The sequence below is a fragment of the Streptomyces sp. NPDC104226 genome (assembly GCF_055584085.1).
The window spans coordinates 219,135-237,595 of record NZ_JBVJMS010000004.1; the positions used below are offsets into that span (position 1 = coordinate 219,135).

Annotated in this window: 17 protein-coding genes; 4 read left to right on the plus strand and 13 right to left on the minus strand. The window is 72.3% G+C overall.

Translation table 11 applies throughout. The annotated features are described in order from the left end of the window. Positions 1 to 31 precede the first annotated feature (31 nt). Positions 32 to 1,963 carry an anthranilate synthase family protein gene (locus tag ACZ60J_RS14465; protein WP_469681868.1) on the plus strand — a complete coding sequence of 644 codons (1,932 nt, stop codon included), beginning with the start codon at positions 32 to 34 and terminating at the stop codon, positions 1,961 to 1,963. A 7-nt stretch (positions 1,964 to 1,970) separates the two neighbouring features. Here ACZ60J_RS14465 and ACZ60J_RS14470 read toward each other — a convergent pair whose 3' ends face one another. The 6 genes from ACZ60J_RS14470 to ACZ60J_RS14495 all read right to left on the minus strand — a co-directional run bounded on the left by ACZ60J_RS14470 (position 1,971) and on the right by ACZ60J_RS14495 (position 7,372). Beyond that, entirely contained in the window at positions 1,971 to 2,297 is a 327-nt protein-coding gene (locus ACZ60J_RS14470) for a hypothetical protein (RefSeq protein WP_469681870.1), read from the minus strand. A gap of 34 nt (positions 2,298 to 2,331) precedes the next feature. Continuing rightward, entirely contained in the window at positions 2,332 to 3,333 is a 1,002-nt protein-coding gene (locus ACZ60J_RS14475) for a 2-hydroxyacid dehydrogenase (RefSeq protein ID WP_469681872.1), read from the minus strand. Between the two features lie 104 nt (positions 3,334 to 3,437). Then, on the minus strand, positions 3,438 to 4,466 hold the full coding sequence (locus ACZ60J_RS14480; RefSeq protein ID WP_469682428.1) for a 6-phosphofructokinase: 1,029 nt from the start codon (positions 4,464 to 4,466) through the stop codon (positions 3,438 to 3,440). 181 nt (positions 4,467 to 4,647) lie between these two features. Continuing rightward, on the minus strand, positions 4,648 to 5,292 hold the full coding sequence (locus ACZ60J_RS14485; protein ID WP_250743819.1) for a response regulator: 645 nt from the start codon (positions 5,290 to 5,292) through the stop codon (positions 4,648 to 4,650). Positions 5,293 to 5,369: 77 nt separating this feature from the next. Further along, on the minus strand, positions 5,370 to 6,578 hold the full coding sequence (gene macS, locus ACZ60J_RS14490) for a MacS family sensor histidine kinase (protein WP_469681874.1): 1,209 nt from the start codon (positions 6,576 to 6,578) through the stop codon (positions 5,370 to 5,372). A gap of 38 nt (positions 6,579 to 6,616) precedes the next feature. After that, on the minus strand, positions 6,617 to 7,372 hold the full coding sequence (locus ACZ60J_RS14495) for a lysophospholipid acyltransferase family protein (RefSeq protein WP_469682429.1): 756 nt from the start codon (positions 7,370 to 7,372) through the stop codon (positions 6,617 to 6,619). A gap of 163 nt (positions 7,373 to 7,535) precedes the next feature. On the opposite strand from ACZ60J_RS14495, the gene ACZ60J_RS14500 reads away from it, so the two are divergent. Beyond that, the gene (locus ACZ60J_RS14500; protein ID WP_469681876.1) at positions 7,536 to 8,315 is read left to right on the plus strand and encodes an alpha/beta hydrolase; all 780 of its coding nucleotides are present in this window, start codon (positions 7,536 to 7,538) and stop codon (positions 8,313 to 8,315) included. Beyond that, positions 8,308 to 8,874: a hypothetical protein gene (locus tag ACZ60J_RS14505; RefSeq protein WP_469681878.1), complete on the plus strand. Its 567-nt coding sequence runs from the start codon at positions 8,308 to 8,310 to the stop codon at positions 8,872 to 8,874. The genes ACZ60J_RS14500 and ACZ60J_RS14505 overlap by 8 nt, the downstream gene beginning before the upstream one ends. Positions 8,875 to 9,317: 443 nt before the next feature. Here the strand turns inward: ACZ60J_RS14505 and ACZ60J_RS14510 are convergent, their stop codons facing one another. The 6 genes from ACZ60J_RS14510 to ACZ60J_RS14535 all read right to left on the minus strand — a co-directional run bounded on the left by ACZ60J_RS14510 (position 9,318) and on the right by ACZ60J_RS14535 (position 14,741). Further along, complete coding sequence (locus ACZ60J_RS14510) at positions 9,318 to 10,067, minus strand: endonuclease/exonuclease/phosphatase family protein (protein ID WP_469681880.1); 750 nt, start codon at positions 10,065 to 10,067, stop codon at positions 9,318 to 9,320. A gap of 76 nt (positions 10,068 to 10,143) precedes the next feature. Then, complete coding sequence (locus tag ACZ60J_RS14515; RefSeq protein WP_469681882.1) at positions 10,144 to 11,085, minus strand: ROK family glucokinase; 942 nt, start codon at positions 11,083 to 11,085, stop codon at positions 10,144 to 10,146. 61 nt (positions 11,086 to 11,146) lie between these two features. After that, entirely contained in the window at positions 11,147 to 11,689 is a 543-nt protein-coding gene (locus ACZ60J_RS14520) for a DUF5304 domain-containing protein (RefSeq protein WP_469681884.1), read from the minus strand. Positions 11,690 to 11,783: 94 nt separating this feature from the next. Continuing rightward, positions 11,784 to 12,932: an ArsA family ATPase gene (locus ACZ60J_RS14525; RefSeq protein WP_469681886.1), complete on the minus strand. Its 1,149-nt coding sequence runs from the start codon at positions 12,930 to 12,932 to the stop codon at positions 11,784 to 11,786. Between the two features lie 471 nt (positions 12,933 to 13,403). Further along, a complete protein-coding gene (locus tag ACZ60J_RS14530) occupies positions 13,404 to 13,862 on the minus strand; it encodes an SRPBCC family protein (protein ID WP_469681888.1) in 459 nt (152 codons plus the stop codon). An 84-nt stretch (positions 13,863 to 13,946) separates the two neighbouring features. Further along, entirely contained in the window at positions 13,947 to 14,741 is a 795-nt protein-coding gene (locus ACZ60J_RS14535; protein ID WP_469681889.1) for a metallophosphoesterase family protein, read from the minus strand. A 228-nt stretch (positions 14,742 to 14,969) separates the two neighbouring features. Between ACZ60J_RS14535 and ACZ60J_RS14540 the strand changes: the two genes are divergently transcribed. Continuing rightward, positions 14,970 to 16,766, plus strand: coding sequence for an AMP-dependent synthetase/ligase (locus ACZ60J_RS14540; RefSeq protein WP_469681891.1), 1,797 nt, complete (start codon positions 14,970 to 14,972; stop codon positions 16,764 to 16,766). A 15-nt stretch (positions 16,767 to 16,781) separates the two neighbouring features. Here the strand turns inward: ACZ60J_RS14540 and ACZ60J_RS14545 are convergent, their stop codons facing one another. Then, positions 16,782 to 18,398 carry a GMC oxidoreductase gene (locus tag ACZ60J_RS14545; RefSeq protein ID WP_469681892.1) on the minus strand — a complete coding sequence of 539 codons (1,617 nt, stop codon included), beginning with the start codon at positions 18,396 to 18,398 and terminating at the stop codon, positions 16,782 to 16,784. Between the last annotated feature and the right edge of the window lie 63 nt (positions 18,399 to 18,461).

Genomic DNA, 18,461 nt, shown 5'->3' on the forward strand with positions numbered 1-18,461 from the left:
ACCCTCCGAAACCGGATAGGACGCCCACTCCATGGACCTGCACCCTCACCTGCCGCCTCACCTGCCCCCTCACCCGCACCTGAGCCGGCTGCTCGACGACGACTGCCCGCCCTTCGCCCTGCTGCGCCGCCGCACGCCCGGCCGCGACCACGACACCGTCGAGGTGCTGATCGGCCCGGTCCACGAGGCCGAGCACCTGGCCGACCTGCCCGTCGGCGAGCGGCCCGCCCTGGCCCTCGTCCCCTTCCGCCAGATGCGCGAGCGCGGCTTCGACGTGCGCGACGACGGCACGCCGCTGAGCGTGCTGGTCGCCGAGGAGGCCCACGAGATCCCGCTCGCCGAGGCCCTGGCCGCACTGCCGGCCCACGAGGTCCGCGTCGACGGCGGCGCCTTCGACGTCCCCGACGAGGAGTACGCGGACACCGTCCGGAGGGTCATCGAGGACGAGATCGGCCGGGGCGAGGGCGCGAACTTCGTCATCCGGCGCACCTACGGGGGCCGGATCGAGGGCTTCGGCCGCGCCGACGCCCTCGCACTGTTCCGGCGGCTGCTGGAGGGCGAGCGGGGCGCGTACTGGACGTACGTGGTCCACACCGGGGAGCGCACCCTCGTCGGGGCGAGCCCCGAGGTGCACGTGCGGATGTCCGGGGGCACGGTCGTGATGAACCCGATCAGCGGTACGTACCGCTATCCGGCCGGGGGGCCGACGGCCGACTCCCTCCTCGGCTTCCTCGGGGACCGCAAGGAGACCGAGGAGCTGTCCATGGTGGTGGACGAGGAGCTCAAGATGATGTGCACGGTCGGCGACATGGGCGGGGTGGTCGTCGGCCCCCGGCTCAAGGAGATGGCGCACCTCGCGCACACCGAGTACGAGCTGCGCGGCCGGTCCTCGCTGGACGTGCGCGAGGTGCTGAAGGAGACGATGTTCGCGGCGACGGTGACCGGATCGCCGGTGCAGAACGCCTGCCGGGTCATCGAGCGCTACGAGACGGGTGGCCGCGGCTACTACGCGGGCGCGCTGGCCCTGCTGGGCCTCGACGCCTCGGGCGCCCAGACCCTCGACTCCCCCATCCTCATCCGGACCGCGGACATCGCGCCGGACGGCGCGCTGCGGGTGCCCGTCGGGGCCACCCTCGTACGCCACTCCGACCCGGCGGGCGAAGTGGCGGAGACGCACGCGAAGGCGGCCGGCGTACTGGCTGCGCTGGGCGTCCGCCCGGCGGCGGTACGGCCCTGCGCGGACGGCGGGGCCGGGCCGCGGCTGGCCGACGATCCCCGGGTGCAGGCGGCCCTGGCGGCCCGCCGCGAGGACCTGGCGCCGTTCTGGCTGCGGATGCAGGAGCGGCCCTCTCGGGTGACGGGCCATGCGCTGGTGGTGGACGGGGAGGACACCTTCACCTCGATGCTGCGGCACGTGCTGCGGGTGGCCGGGCTGGAGGTGACCGTACGCCGCTACGACGACCCGGGGCTGCGGGCCGCCGCGCTGGCCTGGGACGGGCCGATCGTGCTCGGCCCCGGCCCGGGCGACCCCGCGGACTTCGGCGACCCGAAGATCCGCACCATGCGCGAGCTGACGGCGGAGCTCCTGGCCTCGCACCGGGGCGGCCTGCTCGGGGTCTGCCTCAGCCACCAGCTGCTCGCCGCCGAGCTGGGGCTCCCGCTGGTCCGCAAGGCGGAGCCGGCGCAGGGGGCGCAGACGCGGATCCCGCTGTTCGGGACGGAGGAGGTCGTCGGCTTCTACAACACGTACGCGGCGCACTGCTCGGCGGAGCGGGAGCGGTCCCTGGCCCTGCGCGGCATCGAGGTCTCGCGCGATCCCACCACGGGTGAGGTCCACGCCCTGCGGTCCGCCTCCGGCGGCTTCGCGGGCGTCCAGTTCCACCCGGAGTCGGTCCTGACCCTGCGCGGTGCGGAGCTGGTCCGCGACCTGATCACCGGGATCCGCACCCCGGCGGAGGCCTAGCGGCCGGCTAGCCGGCTGTGGCGGGGGTCTGGCCGTCCTCCGGGGCGGTCGGGTCCTTCGGCTCCTTGCGGGCCCGGGCGTCCCGGACGATCTGCCAGAGGATCACCGGGCCGAGCAGGGTCAGCGCGCCGAAGACGACGGCCGGGTGCTCCTCGGGCGAGGCGAGGGCGGCGATGAGCACCGTGCCCAGCAGGTGGTCCGCGCCCGTGAGGGCGGGGCCGGTCCGCTGTCCCGGCGCGGACCGGACGAGCAGCCGCAGGGCCCTGAGCGCGAAGAAGAGGTTCAGTGCGGCGCAGGCGAGCAGGGCCCAGCGAACCGCTTCGGGTATGTCCACGGGGGCGACATTAGGCCACTCGTGCCGGGACGCCTCAGGAGGGGTCCGCGGGGCTCAGGGTGTTCTCCGAGCGGCGGCCCGCCAGGTAGTCCGCGACGTTGGCGACCGTGGTGTCGATGATCTGGCTCACCGCGTCGAGGGTGTAGTACGCCTGGTGCGAGGTGACGACCACGTTCGGGAAGGTGATCAGTCGCGCCAGGGTGTCGTCCTCGACGACCACCAGGGACTTGTCCAGGAAGAAGAGTCCGGCCTCCGCCTCGTACACGTCCAGGCCGACCCCCGTGAAGCGTCCGGACCGCAGCTCCGTGACCAGCGCGTCCGTGTCGACGAGCCCGCCGCGGCTGGAGTTCACCAGGATCGCGTCGTCCTTCATCGTCTTGAGCGCCTGGGCGCCGATGATGTGGTGGGTGGACTCCAGCAGCGGTACGTGCAGGCTGATCAGGTCCGAGGACGCGAACAGCTCGTCCTTGTCCACGTACTTCATGCCCAGCTCCACGCACGCCGGGTTCTGCGCCACGTCCCAGCCCAGCAGGTTCATGCCGAAGCCGTGGGCGATCCGGGTGAACGCCTCCCCGATCTTGCCGGTGCCGAGCACCCCCACCGTGCGGCCGCGCATGTCGCGGCCCATCAGGCCGTTGAGCCGGAAGTCGAAGTCCCGCGTGCGGTTCGAGGCCCGGACGATCCGCCGGTTCACCGCCATGGCCAGGGTCCACGCGAACTCGGCCACCGAGTACGGGGAGTAGTACGAGACCCGGCCGACCGTCAGGCCGAGCTGCCGCGCGACGTCCAGGTCGATGTTGTTGAAGCCGGTGGAGCGCTGGGCGATCATCTTCGTCCCGCCCGCGGCCAGGGTGCGCAGCACCCGCCCGCTCAGGTCGGCGTTGACGCTGGAGGAGACGATCTCGTACCCGGTCGCGATGGGGGCGGTGTCCTCGCTCAGGAAGACGTCCAGGCAGCGCACCTCGTGCTGACCCTCGAACGCCTTCTCGATGAGCGGCTTCTCGTCCGCCGTCACCCCGAATGCCAGGATTTCCACGTTCGCTCCCGTACTGCGCAGAAGAATCGGACCATGGGTCGTTTGTCACCTTACGACCCACGGTCCCGACCCGCCCTGCGCCCAGCCGGGGCTCGACCGAGAACTCAGCCGAAGAACACGCCGGCCTCCTTGTACAGCGCCGGGTCCACCGTCTTCAGCTTCGCCGTCGCCTCGGCGATCGGCACCCGCACGATGTCCGTGCCCTTCAGCGCGACCATCTTCCCGAAGTCCCCGTCACGCACCGCGTCGATCGCGTGCAGCCCGAAGCGGGTGGCCAGCCAGCGGTCGAACGCGCTCGGGGTGCCGCCCCGCTGGATGTGTCCGAGTACGGTCGTACGGGCCTCCTTGCCGGTCCGTGCCTCGATCTCCTTGGCCAGCCATTCGCCGACGCCGGACAGCCGGACGTGGCCGAAGGAGTCCTTCGTCGCGTCCTTCAGCACCATGTCGCCGTCCTTCGGCATCGCACCCTCGGCGACGCACACGATCGGCGCGTAGCTCGCCTTGAACCGCGAGCTCACCCAGGCGCAGACCTGGTCCACGTCGAAGCGCTGCTCGGGGATGAGGATGACGTTGGCGCCGCCCGCGAGCCCCGAGTGCAGGGCGATCCAGCCGGCGTGCCGGCCCATCACCTCGACGACCAGCACCCGCATGTGCGATTCGGCGGTGGTGTGCAGCCGGTCGATCGCCTCGGTGGCGATGCCGACGGCGGTGTCGAAGCCGAAGGTGTAGTCGGTGGCCGACAGATCGTTGTCGATGGTCTTCGGGACCCCGACGCAGGGGATGCCGTACTCCTCGTAGAGCTTGGCGGCCACGCCCAAGGTGTCCTCGCCGCCGATCGCGACGAGGGCGTCGACCTCGTACTTGGCGAGGTTCTCCTTGATCTGGCGGACGCCGTCGTCCAGCTTGAACGGGTTGGTGCGCGAGGAGCCGAGGATGGTCCCGCCGCGCGGCAGGATCCCGCGGACGGCGGGGATGTCGAGCGGAACGGTGCGGCCCTCGACCGCACCCCGCCAGCCGTCCTTGAACCCGACGAACTCGTACGCGTACTCCTGCACGCCCTTGCGCACGACGCTGCGGATCACTGCGTTGAGCCCGGGGCAGTCGCCGCCGCCCGTCAGCACTCCGACCTTCATGGCCTTCATGGAATTTCCCTTCGCCACAGGGCCCGCTGAGGCCGCGGGGCCCGCATGACGGTCACGCTAGTGGTGACTCAGATCACAGCAAGACCTGAGGAAGGGTCAATTCCGGGGGAATTGCGGGGCGTTGCGTACGCCCGTTCACTCGTACGAGGGGCGGCCTCAGCGCGTGCGCAGCTCAGGCGTCGTCGAGGCCCCGCTCGATCGCGTACCGGACGAGCTCCACCCGGTTGTGCAACTGCAGCTTGCCCAGGGTGTTCTGCACGTGGTTCTGCACGGTGCGGTGGGAGATCACCAGCCGTTCCGCGATCTGCTTGTACGAGAGCCCCTTGGCCACCAGCCGCAGCACCTCGGTCTCCCGGTCGGTGAGCTGCGGGGCCTTCGGCTCGTCGGAGGCGGCCGGCGCCGGGTCGGTGGCGAGGCGCCGGTACTCGCCGAGGACCAGGCCGGCCAGCCCCGGGGTGAAGACGGGGTCGCCGGCCGCCGTGCGGCGCACGGCGTCGATGAGCTCCTGGGCGCCCGCGGACTTCAGCAGGTAGCCGGTCGCGCCGGACTTCACCGCTTCCAGGACATCGGCGTGCTCGCCGCTCGCGGAGAGCACGAGGACCCGCAGCGCCGGGTTGGCGCCGACCAGTTCCTTGCAGACCTGGACCCCGGGCATGCCGGGCAGGTTGAGGTCGAGGACCAGCACGTGCGGGGCGGCCGCGCGGGCCCGGCGGACGGCCTCGGGCCCGTCGCCCGCGGTGGCCACCAGGTCGAAGCCGGCGGCGGCCAGGTCGCGGGCGACCGCGTCCCGCCACATCGGGTGGTCGTCCACGACCATGACCTTGATGCCGCCCAGGCCACTCTGCCCGCCCAGGCTGTCCTGTCCGCCCTGGCTGCCCTGCTCGCTCGACTCGTTCACTGGTTGCTCCCCCTCGGTACTTTCAGTTCCACTTCGGTGCCCTGCCCCGGGACGGACACCAGCTCGGCGCTGCCGCCGAGGTCCCGGAGCCGGCCCCGGATGGACAGGGCCACTCCCATCCGGCCCTCGCCCTCGGCCTGGTCGAGCCGGCCGGCCGGGATGCCCGGACCGTCGTCCCGGACCGTCACGATCACCTCGTCGCCCCAGTCCTCGACCAGGATCCAGGCACTGGCCCCTTCCCCCGCGTGCTTGCGCACGTTGTCGAGGGCGGCTCCGACCGCCGCGGCCAGCTCCCTGGCGGCGGGCACCGGCAGCGGCACCGGGGTGCCCGGTTCCGCGAAGCTCACCCGCGAGCCCGCATGCGGGGCGAGGAGGGTCCGCAGATCGAGCTCGCCCTCGTCCTCGCCGGGTTCCTCCACCTCGACGGAGGCCACGATCGCACCGTCCGCCTCGTCGCGGGAGATCCGCGAGGGGCGCGCCAGCCCGCTGGAGACCAGGGTGCGCAGCGCGACCTCCTGCTCCCCCGCCATCCGGCCCAGTTCGGCCGCCTCCCCGCCCAGTTCGGTGCCGCGCCGCTGGACCATGGCGAGGACCTGGAGGACACCGTCGTGGATGTCGCGGGCGAGGCGTTCGCGCTCCCGGGTGGCCGCTTCGATCTCCAGGGCGCGGGCGAGGGTGGCCTCACTGGCCCGGGCCACCTCGACGACGTAGCCGATGGCGATGGAGGCCACCCAGACCAGGAGCACGTTGTGCAGGGTGTCCCGGGTGGGCTCGCCGCGCTGCACGAGGTTCGCGGCGGCGACGAAGCTGGAGGCGAAACAGGCCCAGCGCCAGCCGCCCTTGAGGGCGAAGGCGAGGACCGCGCCCGCGGTCCATATGGAGGGGAGCGTGGGGCCGCCGCCCGCGACCCGTTCGTGGCTGTCCGCGAGCGGGGTGAGCAGGATCCCGACGCAGGCGACGGTGAGGTCCGCGCCCAGGAACCGCTTGGTGCAGCTGGTGGCGCCCGCCACCTTGGGGAGCGTGACCAGGGTCCAGCCCGCCAGGAAGGCGAGGTAGGAGGCCGCGATCCAGGGGCGGTCGAACTCCTTGTAGGCGGAGGCGAACAGCAGGGCCGCGTAGACCATGGTGAGCAGCCGGTAGGCCGTCAGGGCACGCCACAGCGGCTGCTCGACCGACATGCGTACGACGCGCTCGCGCTTCGCCATATCCCCCACCCCGTACGGGCGGTCCCGCCCGTGTGCTGTTACTTGTCGGTGTCCGCGGCGGCCGGTCCGGCCGGCTCGGCCTTCTCCGCCTTCTCGGCCTTCCCGCTCTTCGCGGCGGCCTTCTCCGCATCGGCGATCTGCCGCTTGGCGGCCGTCGCGTAGATGTCGACGTACTCCTGGCCGGAGAGCTTCATGATCTCGTACATGACCTCGTCGGTCACCGAGCGGAGGATGAAGCGGTCCCCGTCCATGCCCTGGTAGCGGCTGAAGTCCAGCGGCTTGCCGATCCGGATGCCCGGGCGCATCAGCTTGGGCACCACCTTGCCGGGCGGCTGGATCTTCTCGGTGTCGATCATCGCGACGGGGATCACGGGCGCGCCGGTGGCCAGCGCCACCCGGGCCAGACCGCCGGGCTTACCGCGGTACAGCCGGCCGTCGGGTGAACGCGTCCCCTCGGGGTAAATACCGAACAGCTCTCCGCGCTCGATGACGTCGATGCCGCTCTTGATGGCGGCCTCGCCGGCCCCGCGCGCACCCGAACGGTCCACCGGGAGCTGGCCGACGCCCTTGAAGAAGGCGGCCGTCAGCTTGCCCTTGACGCCCGGGGAGGTGAAGTACTCCGCCTTCGCGATGAAGGTCACCTTCCGGTCCAGCACGGCCGGCAGGAAGAAGGAGTCGGAGAAGGACAGGTGGTTGCTCGCGAGGATCGCCGGCCCCTCTGCGGGAATGTTCTCGAGGCCCTCCACCCACGGCCTGAAAGCGAGCTTCAGGGAACCGCCGATCGAGAACTTCATTGCGCCGTAGATCAACTCGAAAGCCTTCCTGTGTCTGTCGAACAGACCATATCCCGTGGTCGCGCCCGGAGCCGTCCGACGACCCTGGTCGGTGCCACCCCCGTCGCGTACGGTGAAGTCACACAGCGCTACGCACCCCACGCCCCCCTCTAAGGAGACCCTGGTGCCCGTCCTCCCTGGAGCCGAGCCGTTCCGCCACGAGGGCGGAAAGGTCGGCGTCCTCCTCTGCCACGGCTTCACCGGTTCCCCCCAGTCGATGCGGCCCTGGGCCGACCATCTGGCCGCGCAGGGACTGACGGTGTCGCTGCCCCTGCTCCCGGGGCACGGGACGCGCTGGCAGGACATGCAGCTCACCGGCTGGCAGGACTGGTACGCCGAGGTGGACCGCGCGCTGCGGGAGCTCCTCGACACCTGCGACGAGGTGTTCGTGTTCGGGCTGTCGATGGGCGGCGCGCTGACCCTGCGGCTGGCGGCGAAGCACGGGGACAGCATCAGCGGGATCGTCCTCGTCAACCCGGTCAACAAGATCCACGACCCGCTGGCCGTGGCCCTGCCGGTGGTCAAGCACTTCGTCCGGTCGACCCCGGGCATCGCGAGCGACATCGCCAAGCCGGGTGCGGACGAGGTCGGCTACGACCGGGTCTCGACCCGGGCCGCGCACTCGCTGCGGAAGTTCCTGCAGATGCTGGACACCGAACTGCCGCAGGTGACGCAGCCGCTGCTGCTGCTGCACAGCCCGCAGGACCACGTGGTGCGGCCGGCGGACTCGACGCGGATCCTGGCGCGGGTGTCCTCCACGGACGTCACCGAAACGCTGCTGGAACAGAGTTACCACGTCGCGACGTTGGACCATGACGCGGAGAAGATCTTCGCGGACAGCTACGCGTTCGTCGGACGGCTGTCGGAGAGCTTGGGCAGGGAGGGGGCGGCCAGCGGTGGCTGAGCACGAGGAGTCCTCCGGGGGCGTCCCCCCGCTGGACGAGGAAGCGGCGTGGGCGGCGATCGTCGCCGGCTACGGCCAGGAGCCGGCGGATCCGCCCGGCGCGAGACCGTTCCGGCCGATCGAGAACCTCCTCCTGCCGGAGGAGGACGTGAAACCGGCAGCAGCCGACCCGGCCACCCCGGAGCCGCCGTCGGCGGCTCTCGGCAGCTCGGTGGTCTTCGCCCCGGGCGTGGGCGGGGGGATCGGGCCCGGTCCGGGTCCCCGGGACCACTCCCTGGCCGAGCCGGACGACTCCCCGGAGGCCGCGAAGGACGAGGGGCACTTCGTGCCCCCGGAGCCGGAGCTGCCGGAGGCGGACACGACGTCGAAGTTCGCCTGGCTGGCGGTGGTGGGCGGACCGGTCCTGCTGCTCCTGGCGGTGCTGCTCCAGTGGGAGATGACCTGGTGGCTGACGACGCTGGGCGTCGGTGGCTTCCTGGGCGGGTTCGCGACGCTGGTCGCGCGGATGTCCACCGACGAGGACGAGGACGACGACCCCGGGCGCGGCGCGGTCGTTTGATTTCTTACGCACCACTCGCACCGCTGCGCCGGACTCCGTCCGGCGGTAGCCGGTCGGGGCTGCCGCCCCTGCCGTCCCGGCGTGAGGCCCGGTGGGCGGGTGTGGCTGGGTCGGCCCTGCGGGGCAAGATCCCCTACCCGCCCTTCCACCGTTCCCAGGGCTCCGCCCTGACCCGTCCGGCCCCGGGCTGCGCCCGGACCCCCTGGGGCTCCGCCCCAGACCCCGCGCCTCAAACGCCGGCGAGGCTGGATTGTGCCGCGCAGCGGCAAAACCAGCCCGTCCGGCGTTTGAGGACCAGGGGTCCGGGGACTGGTCCCCGGCAACGGCGCCGCACGCGGCAACGGGTCCGGGGCGCAGCCCCCGGGAACGGGCGAAGGGTGGGTAGGGGACCCCGGCCCCGCAGGGCAGACCACCCGCACGCGGCCGAGCCACGAAGGCGGGACTCAGGCGGGTAGGCGGAGGGTGGCCAGGACCGGGAGGTGGTCCGTGGCGCGGGTGAGGTCGTCGGGGGTGACTCCCGGCAGGGGTGAGGGGACGCCGCAGGCGAGGACCTCCACGCCCGCGGTGGCGAAGACGGCGTCGATGCGGCGCGGCACCGCGGACCGCACCCACGTGTGCTCCCCACCCCACGGCGCCACCGCCCGGCAGTCCTGCAGGGCCCCCGCGAGCCGCCGGAAGGCGGGCCCGGAGGGGCCTTCGTTGATGTCCCCCGCCGCGATCGCGTACGGCACGTCCATCCCCGCGAGCCGCTCCAGCAGCAGCTCCGACTGGGCCAGCCGTTCGGGCCCGTCCAGCGACAGGTGGGCGCTCAGCACCCCGACCCGGACTCCTCCCAGCCGTACGACGGCCGTGGCGAAGCCCCGCCGGTGGCGGCCCGGTGTCAGCGGCAGCAGTATGTCCTCGGTCCGCTCCACGAAGGCCCGTAGGGAACACAGGAGCAGCGGCCCCGCCGCGGTGGCGCCGCCCGACAGGACCACCAGGTCGCACTTCGAGGCGAGCCGCGCCGCGTGCTTGCGCCACCGGAAGAACCTCGGCGCCTCCTGGACGCACACCAGGTCGGGCTCGCACGCGCGGATCACCCTGGCCAGTGCGTCCTCGTCGTCGCGCAGCGAGCGGACGTTGTAGGAGAGCACCCGGATCACGGCGGAACCATCGGCTTCGGTGCGGGAGTTCGGCAGCTCGGTGAGGTCCATACCCCGCAACATAACGAGACTGCCCGCCGCACCCCAGGGGGCGCGGCGGGCAGTTCACTGACGGGGCGTGCGGGCCTCAGCCCTGGCGGGCCAGGTCCGCCGCGCCGACCAGACCGGCCTTGCCGCCCAGCTGGGCGGCGAGCACCTGCGCGTGCGGGCGCCATGCGCCGCCGATCAGCCAGCGCTTGAAGGACTTGCGGATCGGGTCGAGGACCAGGTCGCCCTCGTCCGAGACGCCGCCGCCGACGATGAACGCCGAGGGGTCGAAGAGCGAGGCCAGGTCCGCGAGGCCGGCGCCGGCCCAACGGGCCAGTTCGCGGAAGGAGTCGATGGCCACCAGGTCGCCGGCGCGGGCCGCTTCGCTGATGTGCTTGCCCTCGATGCCTTCGGGGGTGCCGTCGCCGAGCGCGAGGAGCGCCTTCGCGTTCTCGGGGGTGGCGTTGGCGCGCTGCTTGGCGTACCGGACGAGCGCGCGGCCGGAGGCGTACTGCTCCCAGCAGCCCTGGCTGCCGCAGCCGCACAGCAGGCCGTCGGGGACGACCCGGATGTGGCCGAACTCGGCAGCCACGCCGTAGCGTCCGCGCCGGAGCTTGTTGCCGATGATGATGCCGCCGCCCAGGCCCGTGCCGAGCGTGATGCAGATGACGTCGTCGTGGCCCTGGCCGGCGCCGAAGCGGTACTCGCCCCAGGCGGCGCAGTTGGCGTCGTTCTCGACGACCACGGGCAGGCCGATGCGCTGCTCGACCTTGTCCTTGAGCGGCTCGTGCCGCCAGTTGATGTTCGGCGCGAAGAGTACGGTCGCGCGCTTGTCGTCGACGTATCCGGCGGCGCCGATGCCGACCGCGTCGATGGTGTGGCTGGCGCTGACCTCGGAGACGGCGGCGCAGATCGCCTCGGTCACTCCGTCCGGGGTCGGCGGCGTGGGCACCTTGTACGTCTCAAGGATGGTGCCGTCTTCGTCGACCACGCCGGCCGCGATCTTCGTGCCGCCGATGTCGACGCCGATGGTGAGTCCCATTAGTCCCTCGGTTTCCGGTCAAACCCCGCCACTGTCAACCGTACCCGAGGGAGGAGGGCGTTCAGTCGAGATCGATCCGCTCGGCGGGGCCGTCTTCGCCCTCGTCACGGGGGTCCTTCGCGTTCCCGGAGGCGCTTTCGGTGCTTTCTGCGGTCCCGGGAGTCCCGGCGGTCCCGGTCCCGCTCCCCCAGCCCGGGACCCGCTCGTCGCGGGTCCAGCGGCGCTCGTGGCCCTCGACCGCGGAGCGGTAGGCGGCGAGCAGCTCCGAGCCCGCCGCGGCGAGGTGGTCGAAGACCTCGGGATTGCGCTCGACGACCGGTTTGGCGGCGGTCTTCGCCTGGTTGACGAACTGCCGTACGGCGCCCTGCGCGGCGACGCCGAACAGCGGGTTGTTCAGCGCGGAGACCTTGTCGGACACCTTGTCGGCGACGGCCTCGAAGAGCTTGAACAGCTCCTCGGCGGCGGTCCCGGTGCCGGCGCCCGCGGAGGCTCCCTGCTCGGACCTGCGGCGCTCCTGCTCGGCGGCGAGGTCCTCGGCACAGGCCTCGGCCCAGGCGTCGTCCCCGGAGGAGGGATCGGTGGGACGGTCGGTGGCCTCGCTCATGGCGGACTCTCCTGCGGCGGCGGCTGGGCGTGCGGGACGGACTCCTGCTCCCTCCGACGTTACCCGAACGGAGGTACGCCCCCCAGGCCGCCCGCTACGCCCGCTCTCCGCTCCGCGGCCACAGGTCCGGGTCCGGAGTGAAGCGGATGCGGAGCTCGTCGTCGACGAGGGCGGCGCCGGAGACGGTGCAGCGGCGCAGTACCGACGGCAGCGGAACGATCCTGCGGTACGGGCCCACCGTGAGCAGCAGCTCGTCTCCGCGCCGGACCAGCCCGAGCTCGGGCTTCTCCGCACGGGGCAGCGGAACCCGCCAGAGCAGCACCCCGTCCTCGGCGATCCGGTCCTCCACGGGCCAGGCGGGGCGGGGCGCGATCGCCGGGGCGGGGGCCGGGGCCAGCTCCGCCAGGTCCTCGGGACCGTGCGGGTCCCGGCCCAGGTGGGGTACGGGGAGCACCGGGAGGCTCTCGTCCCCGGCCCACTGGGCGGCGTACTTCTCCTGCTGGGCGGCGAGTCCCGCCAGCCACGGGTCGGCGGATCCGGCGGGCAGCATCCGGTTGGCTACGAGCGCGGAGACGGGCAGCCGGTGCAGGGCGAGCCCGAGCCTGCCCAGGCGCAGCGCGGCGTCGGCGGCGGGTCCCGGCTCGGCGACGAGCCGTACGGAGGTGGTGGGGGCCTCCAGGACGTCCTGCACGGCCGCCAGGTCCTCGTCCCAGCGGGCGGCGGCCTCGTACAGCCACTGCGCGGGCATGGGAACGCCGGCGAGCTGGGCCAGTACGGGCCGCAGGGCGCGGGCCGCCTGGCGCTCCGTGGGAAGCAGCCGGGCGAGGTAGCGGCGGAGCTGGGCGGGGAGGGCGAGGGTGGTGATCGCCTGGTGCAGCGGAGGCATGTCGACCACCACGAGGTCGGTGCCGGGCTCGTCCGCGGCCCGGCGCAGGGCGCGGAGCAGGGCGAACTGTTCGGCGCCGGGCAGCTCGGTGATCTCGTCGGTGTGCAGGGGGCGTGCGCCGAGCATCCCGAGCACCGCGGAGCCGCGCTCCTGGAGCGCGACGAGCTCGTGGCGGAACTCCTCGCCGGAGTCGACGCGGGTCACCCGGAGCGTGCCCTGCGGGGTGACCGGCGGGTCGGCGGGGCCGGCGGAGAGCAGGAGCACGCGGTGCCCCTGCCCGGCGGCGGCGAGTGCGGTGGCCGCCGCGACGGTGCTCCGGCCAGCGCCGCCGGGGCCGGTGACGAGAAGGGTGTGCATGCTGCTCCTAGCTCCGCTTGTGCCTGGCCCCGGGGCGAGCCGCCGGGTACCCCCGCCAGCCTCGCACGCCCCCGAAGCCCGCCGGGCGCACGGGCCCCCGGCACTCGCAGCCCCACCTGCGGCTCACCGCTGCGCGGGGCGGAGTTCCCCTACCCGCCCTTCGCCCGTTCCCCGGGGCTGCGCCCCGGACCCCCTGGGGCTCCGCCCCGGACCCCGCGCCTCAAACGCCGGCGAGGCTGGATTTATCCAGCCCGTCCGGCGTTTGAGGACCGGGTCCGGGCAGAGCCCGGGGAACGGGCGAAGGGCGGGTAGGGGACCTCGCCCCGCAGGGCCGACCCAGCCGCACCCGCCCACCGGCCGCGCGCCGGGACGGCAGGGGCTACAGCCCCGACCGACCACCGACGGACGGAGTCCGGCGCAGCGGCGCGAAGCCCGGGAGGCCCGCAAGGGCCGAGCGGTGCGAGCGACTCGTTAAGAGGAGGTACCGCCGGGGCGGCTTTCCACTCGCTTCTTCAGGCCCGCCAGCGCGCGGTCGATGATGACCTTCTCCGCCTTGCGCTTGATCATGCCGAGCATCGGGATCTTGACGTCGACCGTCAGCGAGTAGGTCACCTCGGTGCGCGCCCCGCCCGCCACCGGCGCCAGCTGGTAGGACCCGTCGAGCTGCCGCAGCATCTGGGACTTGTCCAGGGTCCAGCTGACCGTGTTCTCGGCCGGCCAGGTGTAGGCCAGCGTGTGGTCGTCCTTGATCGCGCCCGCGTCCAGCAGCAGCCGGACCAGGGAGGCCCGGCCGGCGTCGTCCTTCGCCAGCACCTCGGCCTCCTTCACCTCGCCGGTCCATTCCGGGTAGCGGGCGAAGTCGGCGATCACGGCCATGACGTCGGCCGGGGCCGCCTCGATCGTGATGCTCGAGCTGGTGTGTTCCGCCATCGCGGTCGCTCCTCCGGGGGGAGTTCGAGGAAGTGTGCGGACGGTCCTGGGGCCGCCGCGTGAAGGCTATCGCGCGTCATGACCTCACCACTCCAGGGCCCACGGCCTTCCTGTCGCGGCGAAGTGCCCGACGTTCACGCACTCGGTGGCGCCGATCCGCATCCGGCGGGCGAGCGGCTGGTGGACATGGCCGAAGAGCGCGTACCGGGGCCGCATCCGGCGGATCGCGGCGAGCAGGGCCCCGCTCCCCCGCTCGAAGCGGCGGGCCACCGTGTCGTAGCAGAGCTCGGGCACTTCCGGCGGGATGTGCGAGCAGAGCACGTCGACCTCGCCCAGCGCCTCCACCTTGGCCGCGTACTCCTCTTCGGGGACCTCGTAGGGCGTGCGCATCGGCGAGGGCAGGCCGCCGCCGACGAAGCCGAAGACCCGGCCGCCGATCTCGACCCGCTGCCCGTCGAGCACGGTGAGGCCGGGGCCGGCGTACTCGGGCCAGAGCCCGGGGATGTCGACGTTGCCGTACGTGGCGTACGTGGGCCGGGGGAAGGCGGCGAACATTTCGGCGTACTGGCGCCGGACGGCGCCTTCGACGAGCCGTTCCCGGTCCAGCCCGGCCCACAGTCCGCGGGCGAACTCCCGGGCCTCCTCGAAACGGCGGGCGGTGCGCAGTTCGACGATGTGGTCGGCGTTCTCGACGCCGAAGAGGTCGGGGAAGATGCCGCGCGAGTGGTCGGCGTAGTCGAGGAAGAGGACGAGGTCGCCCAGGCAGATCAGTGCGTCGGCGCCGTCCCCGGCCCGTGCCAGGGCCTCGGTGTTGCCGTGGACGTCGCTGACCACGTGGACCCGTGTCCGGTTCTTGATGCCACCCATAGAGCCACCCATGCGGCCACCCTAGGCGCGCCGGGCCACCGGGGGGAGGGAATCGGGCCAGGCGGCCGGACCTGCGGTTACTTCCGAGTCGCAAAGGGGGTCGACTAATGTCGACAGGACACGGTCGCGACATGTGACGCAGGGAACATCTGGCCGGTTCCCTCTATCCGGAACCGCCTACCGGTGGGTAACGTCGCGTCGGTCCACATGGTGGCGATGGCGCCCAGAGGAGCAGCAGTCTTGCGCGAGTTCAGCCTTCCGGCCCTGTACGAGGTCCCGTCGGACGGGAACCTGACGGATCTCGTCCGCCGCAACGCCGCTCAGCATCCCGACACCGCCGTCATGGCCCGCAAGGTCGCCGGCGCGTGGCAGGACGTCACCGCGACGGAGTTCCTCGCCGAGGTCCGCGCCGCGGCGAAGGGCCTGATCGCGGCCGGCATCGAGCCCGGCGACCGGGTCGCCCTGATCTCCCGCACCCGCTACGAGTGGGTGCTGATCGACTTCGCGATCTGGAGCGCGGGCGGCGTCACGGTCCCCGTGTACGAGACCAGCTCCCCCGAGCAGATCCAGTGGATCCTCGGTGACTCCGGCGCCGTCGCCGTCGTCGTGGAGTCCCCCGGGCACGCCGCGGCCGTGGCCGCCCTGCGCGACCGGCTGCCGGAGCTGCGCGAGGTCTGGGAGATCGAGCAGGGCGCCCTGAAGACGCTGGAGGCGGCCGGCGCCGGAATCTCCGACGCCGTGCTCGACGAGCGCAGCGCGCTCGCGGGCGCCGACGACCCGGCCACCATCGTCTACACCTCCGGCACCACCGGCCGCCCGAAGGGCTGCGTGCTGACCCACCGCAGCTTCTTCGCCGAGGTCGGCAACATCGTGGCCCGGCTGCACCCGCTGTTCCGGACCGGCGAGTGCTCCGTACTGCTCTTCCTGCCGGCCGCGCACGTGTTCGGCCGCCTGGTGGAGGTGGCGGCCGTGCTGGCGCCGATCCGGCTGGGCTGCGTACCGGACATCAAGAACCTCACCGACGAGCTGCAGTCCTTCCGCCCCACGCTGATCCTCGGCGTGCCGCGGGTCTTCGAGAAGGTCTACAACTCGGCCCGCGCCAAGGCCCAGGCCGACGGCAAGGGCAAGATCTTCGACGCCGCCGCCGAGACGGCGATCGCGTACAGCCGCGCGCTGGACCTGCCGGGCGGCCCGTCCCTGGGGCTCAGGCTCAAGCACAAGCTGTTCTCGAAGCTGGTCTACAGCAAGCTCCACACGGTCCTCGGCGGGCGCGGCGAGTACGCGATCTCCGGCGGGGCCCCGCTGGGCGAGCGGCTCGGCCACTTCTTCCGCGGCATCGGCTTCACGGTGCTGGAGGGCTACGGGCTGACCGAGTCCTGTGCGGCCACGGCCTTCAACCCGTGGGACAAGACGAAGATCGGTACGGTCGGCCAGCCGCTCCCCGGCTCCGTGGTCCGCATCGCCGACGACGGCGAGGTGCTGCTGCACGGCGAGCACATCTTCAAGGAGTACTGGAACAACCCGACGGCCACGGCCGAGGCGCTGACCGACGGCTGGTTCCACACCGGTGACGTCGGCACCCTCGACGAGGACGGCTACCTGGCGATCACCGGGCGCAAGAAGGAGCTCATCGTCACGGCGGGCGGCAAGAACGTCGCCCCCGCGGTGATCGAGGACCGGATCCGGGCGCACGCGCTGGTCGCGGAGTGCATGGTGGTCGGCGACGCGCGGCCGTTCGTGGCCGCGCTGGTCACCATCGACGAGGAGTTCCTGGGCCGGTGGGCCGCGGAGCACGGCAAGCCGGCCGGTGTGACGGCGGCCCAGCTGCGCGAGGACGCGGACCTCATCGCCGCCGTCCAGAAGGCCGTGGACGACGGCAACGCGGCGGTTTCCAAGGCGGAATCGGTGCGGAAATTCCGCATTCTGCCCTCCCAGTTCACGGAGGAGTCCGGACACATCACGCCTTCGCTGAAGCTCAAGCGGAATGTGGTGGCGAAGGACTTCGCGGACGAGATCGAAGCCCTCTACCGGGGCTAGGAGCGGCCCCCCGGGTCAGCGCGGGTCCTCGGCGAGGACCCGCGCCACGTTCCGCTCCGCAAGGGCGGTGACGGTCACGAAGGGGTTCACGCCGAGCGATCCGGGGATCAGCGAGCTGTCGGTGACGTAGAGGCCCTGGTAGCCCTTGACGCGGCCGAAGTCGTCGGTCGCGTCCCCGAGGACGCAGCCGCCCAGCGGGTGGTAGGTGAAGTTGTCGGCGAAGTTCTTGTTGTCGCCGAAGAGGTCGTAGCGGTAGATGGTGAAGTTGGCCCGGTTGATCCGGTCGAAGAGCCGCTTGGCGGCCTGGACGGACGGGGTGTTCTGGTCCCGGGTCCACTGGAGCTTCGCCGAGTCGCTGGCGGCGTCGTAGGTGAAGTGCCCGCGCTCCGGGTTCTTGGTGATGGCCAGGTACATCGAGATCCAGTGCTCGAAGCCCATCGGGAGCGGGGCGATCTCTGCGAAGACCGGGTTCGAGGCGTTGTCCCAGTCGTCGATGCCGAGGGCGGGCATGGTGGCCTGGTTGGCGCCGACCGTGTCCCACAGGTGGTTGGCGCGGGCGGTCATGACGTTGCCGTTGTGGCCCCAGCCGAGGCCCACCTTGTCGTTCAGGGCGGGCAGGGTGCCGGTCTCGCGGGCGCGCAGCAGGATCTCGGTGGTGCCGAGGCTGCCGGCGCCGAGGAAGAGCTGCTTGCAGCCGAGCTCCCGGACCTGGGTGACGCGGCCGGTGAGGTCGCTGGTCTGGACGGTCAGGACGTAGCCGCCGGCCGGGTCCTGCCGTACGCCGACCACGCGCTGCATGGTCTCGATGGTGACGTTCCCCGTGCCCAGGGCGGCGGCGAGGTAGGTCTTGTCCACGCTCTTCTTGCCGTGGTTGTTGCCGTAGATGACCTCGCCGGCGAGGGCGGATCTGGTGGCGGTGCCGGCGGCCTCGCGCTTCATGTACTCGAAGTCGTAGACGTTGGGGACGAAGGTGGTCTTCAGTCCGGTCTTCTGGGCGTGCTTGCGGGAGATCCGGGCGAAGCGGTACCACTCGGTGGACTCGAACCAGGCCGGGTCGATGTCGTTGACCCCGAGCATGGCGCGGGCCCGGGGGTAGTAGGTGCCGTACATCTCGTCGGCGTCCACCCGGGGCAGGATCTCGGTGAAGTACGAGCGCTTCGGGGTGGGCGCCATGCCGCCGTTGACCAGGGAGCCGCCGCCGACGCCGCGGCCGACGTAGACCGACATGTCCCCGTAGTTCACGCGGTCCAGGACTCCGGGGTACGGGCTGATGTTGCGGTTGACCACGTCCAGCCAGAGGAACTGGGCGAGCGGGGCCTCGGTGCGGTTGCGGAACCACATCGAGCGCTGGTCGGGGGCGGAGGTGGCGGGGAAGATCTTCCCGTCGGAGCCCGGGGTGTCCCAGAGCCGGCCCATCTCCAGGACGACGGTCCGCACGCCGGCCTGCCCCAGGCGGAGCGCGGCGACGGCGGAACCGTAGCCGGAGCCGACGACGATGGCCGGGGCGTACGCGGCGGCCGCGGGCTCGGCGGCCGCCGCGGACTGCAGGCCGATCCGGGTGAAGCCGAGGGCCGCCGCGGTCTGCAGGGCGCCGAGGCCCAGAACGTGACGACGTGTCAGTTTTGGTGTCATGGCCGCATCATGAGCGGATTCCGCTCAACCGGCCATAACCCGCACTGACACGCTTCTGAGTAA

Excerpts from the sequence above, each read along its gene's own strand:
- ACZ60J_RS14510 (WP_469681880.1), bottom strand. The coding sequence starts at position 10,067 with ATGGACCTCACCGAGCTGCCGAACTCCCGCACCGAAGCCGATGGTTCC.
- ACZ60J_RS14485 (WP_250743819.1), bottom strand. The coding sequence starts at position 5,292 with ATGGTCGTGGACGACCACCCGATGTGGCGGGACGCGGTCGCCCGCGAC.
- ACZ60J_RS14545 (WP_469681892.1), bottom strand. The coding sequence starts at position 18,398 with ATGACACCAAAACTGACACGTCGTCACGTTCTGGGCCTCGGCGCCCTG.
- ACZ60J_RS14525 (WP_469681886.1), bottom strand. The coding sequence starts at position 12,932 with ATGCACACCCTTCTCGTCACCGGCCCCGGCGGCGCTGGCCGGAGCACC.
- ACZ60J_RS14535 (WP_469681889.1), bottom strand. The coding sequence starts at position 14,741 with ATGGGTGGCTCTATGGGTGGCATCAAGAACCGGACACGGGTCCACGTG.
- macS (WP_469681874.1), bottom strand. The coding sequence starts at position 6,578 with ATGGCGAAGCGCGAGCGCGTCGTACGCATGTCGGTCGAGCAGCCGCTG.
- ACZ60J_RS14530 (WP_469681888.1), bottom strand. The coding sequence starts at position 13,862 with ATGGCGGAACACACCAGCTCGAGCATCACGATCGAGGCGGCCCCGGCC.
- ACZ60J_RS14465 (WP_469681868.1), top strand. The coding sequence starts at position 32 with ATGGACCTGCACCCTCACCTGCCGCCTCACCTGCCCCCTCACCCGCAC.
- ACZ60J_RS14495 (WP_469682429.1), bottom strand. The coding sequence starts at position 7,372 with ATGAAGTTCTCGATCGGCGGTTCCCTGAAGCTCGCTTTCAGGCCGTGG.
- ACZ60J_RS14515 (WP_469681882.1), bottom strand. The coding sequence starts at position 11,085 with ATGGGACTCACCATCGGCGTCGACATCGGCGGCACGAAGATCGCGGCC.
- ACZ60J_RS14480 (WP_469682428.1), bottom strand. The coding sequence starts at position 4,466 with ATGAAGGTCGGAGTGCTGACGGGCGGCGGCGACTGCCCCGGGCTCAAC.
- ACZ60J_RS14520 (WP_469681884.1), bottom strand. The coding sequence starts at position 11,689 with ATGAGCGAGGCCACCGACCGTCCCACCGATCCCTCCTCCGGGGACGAC.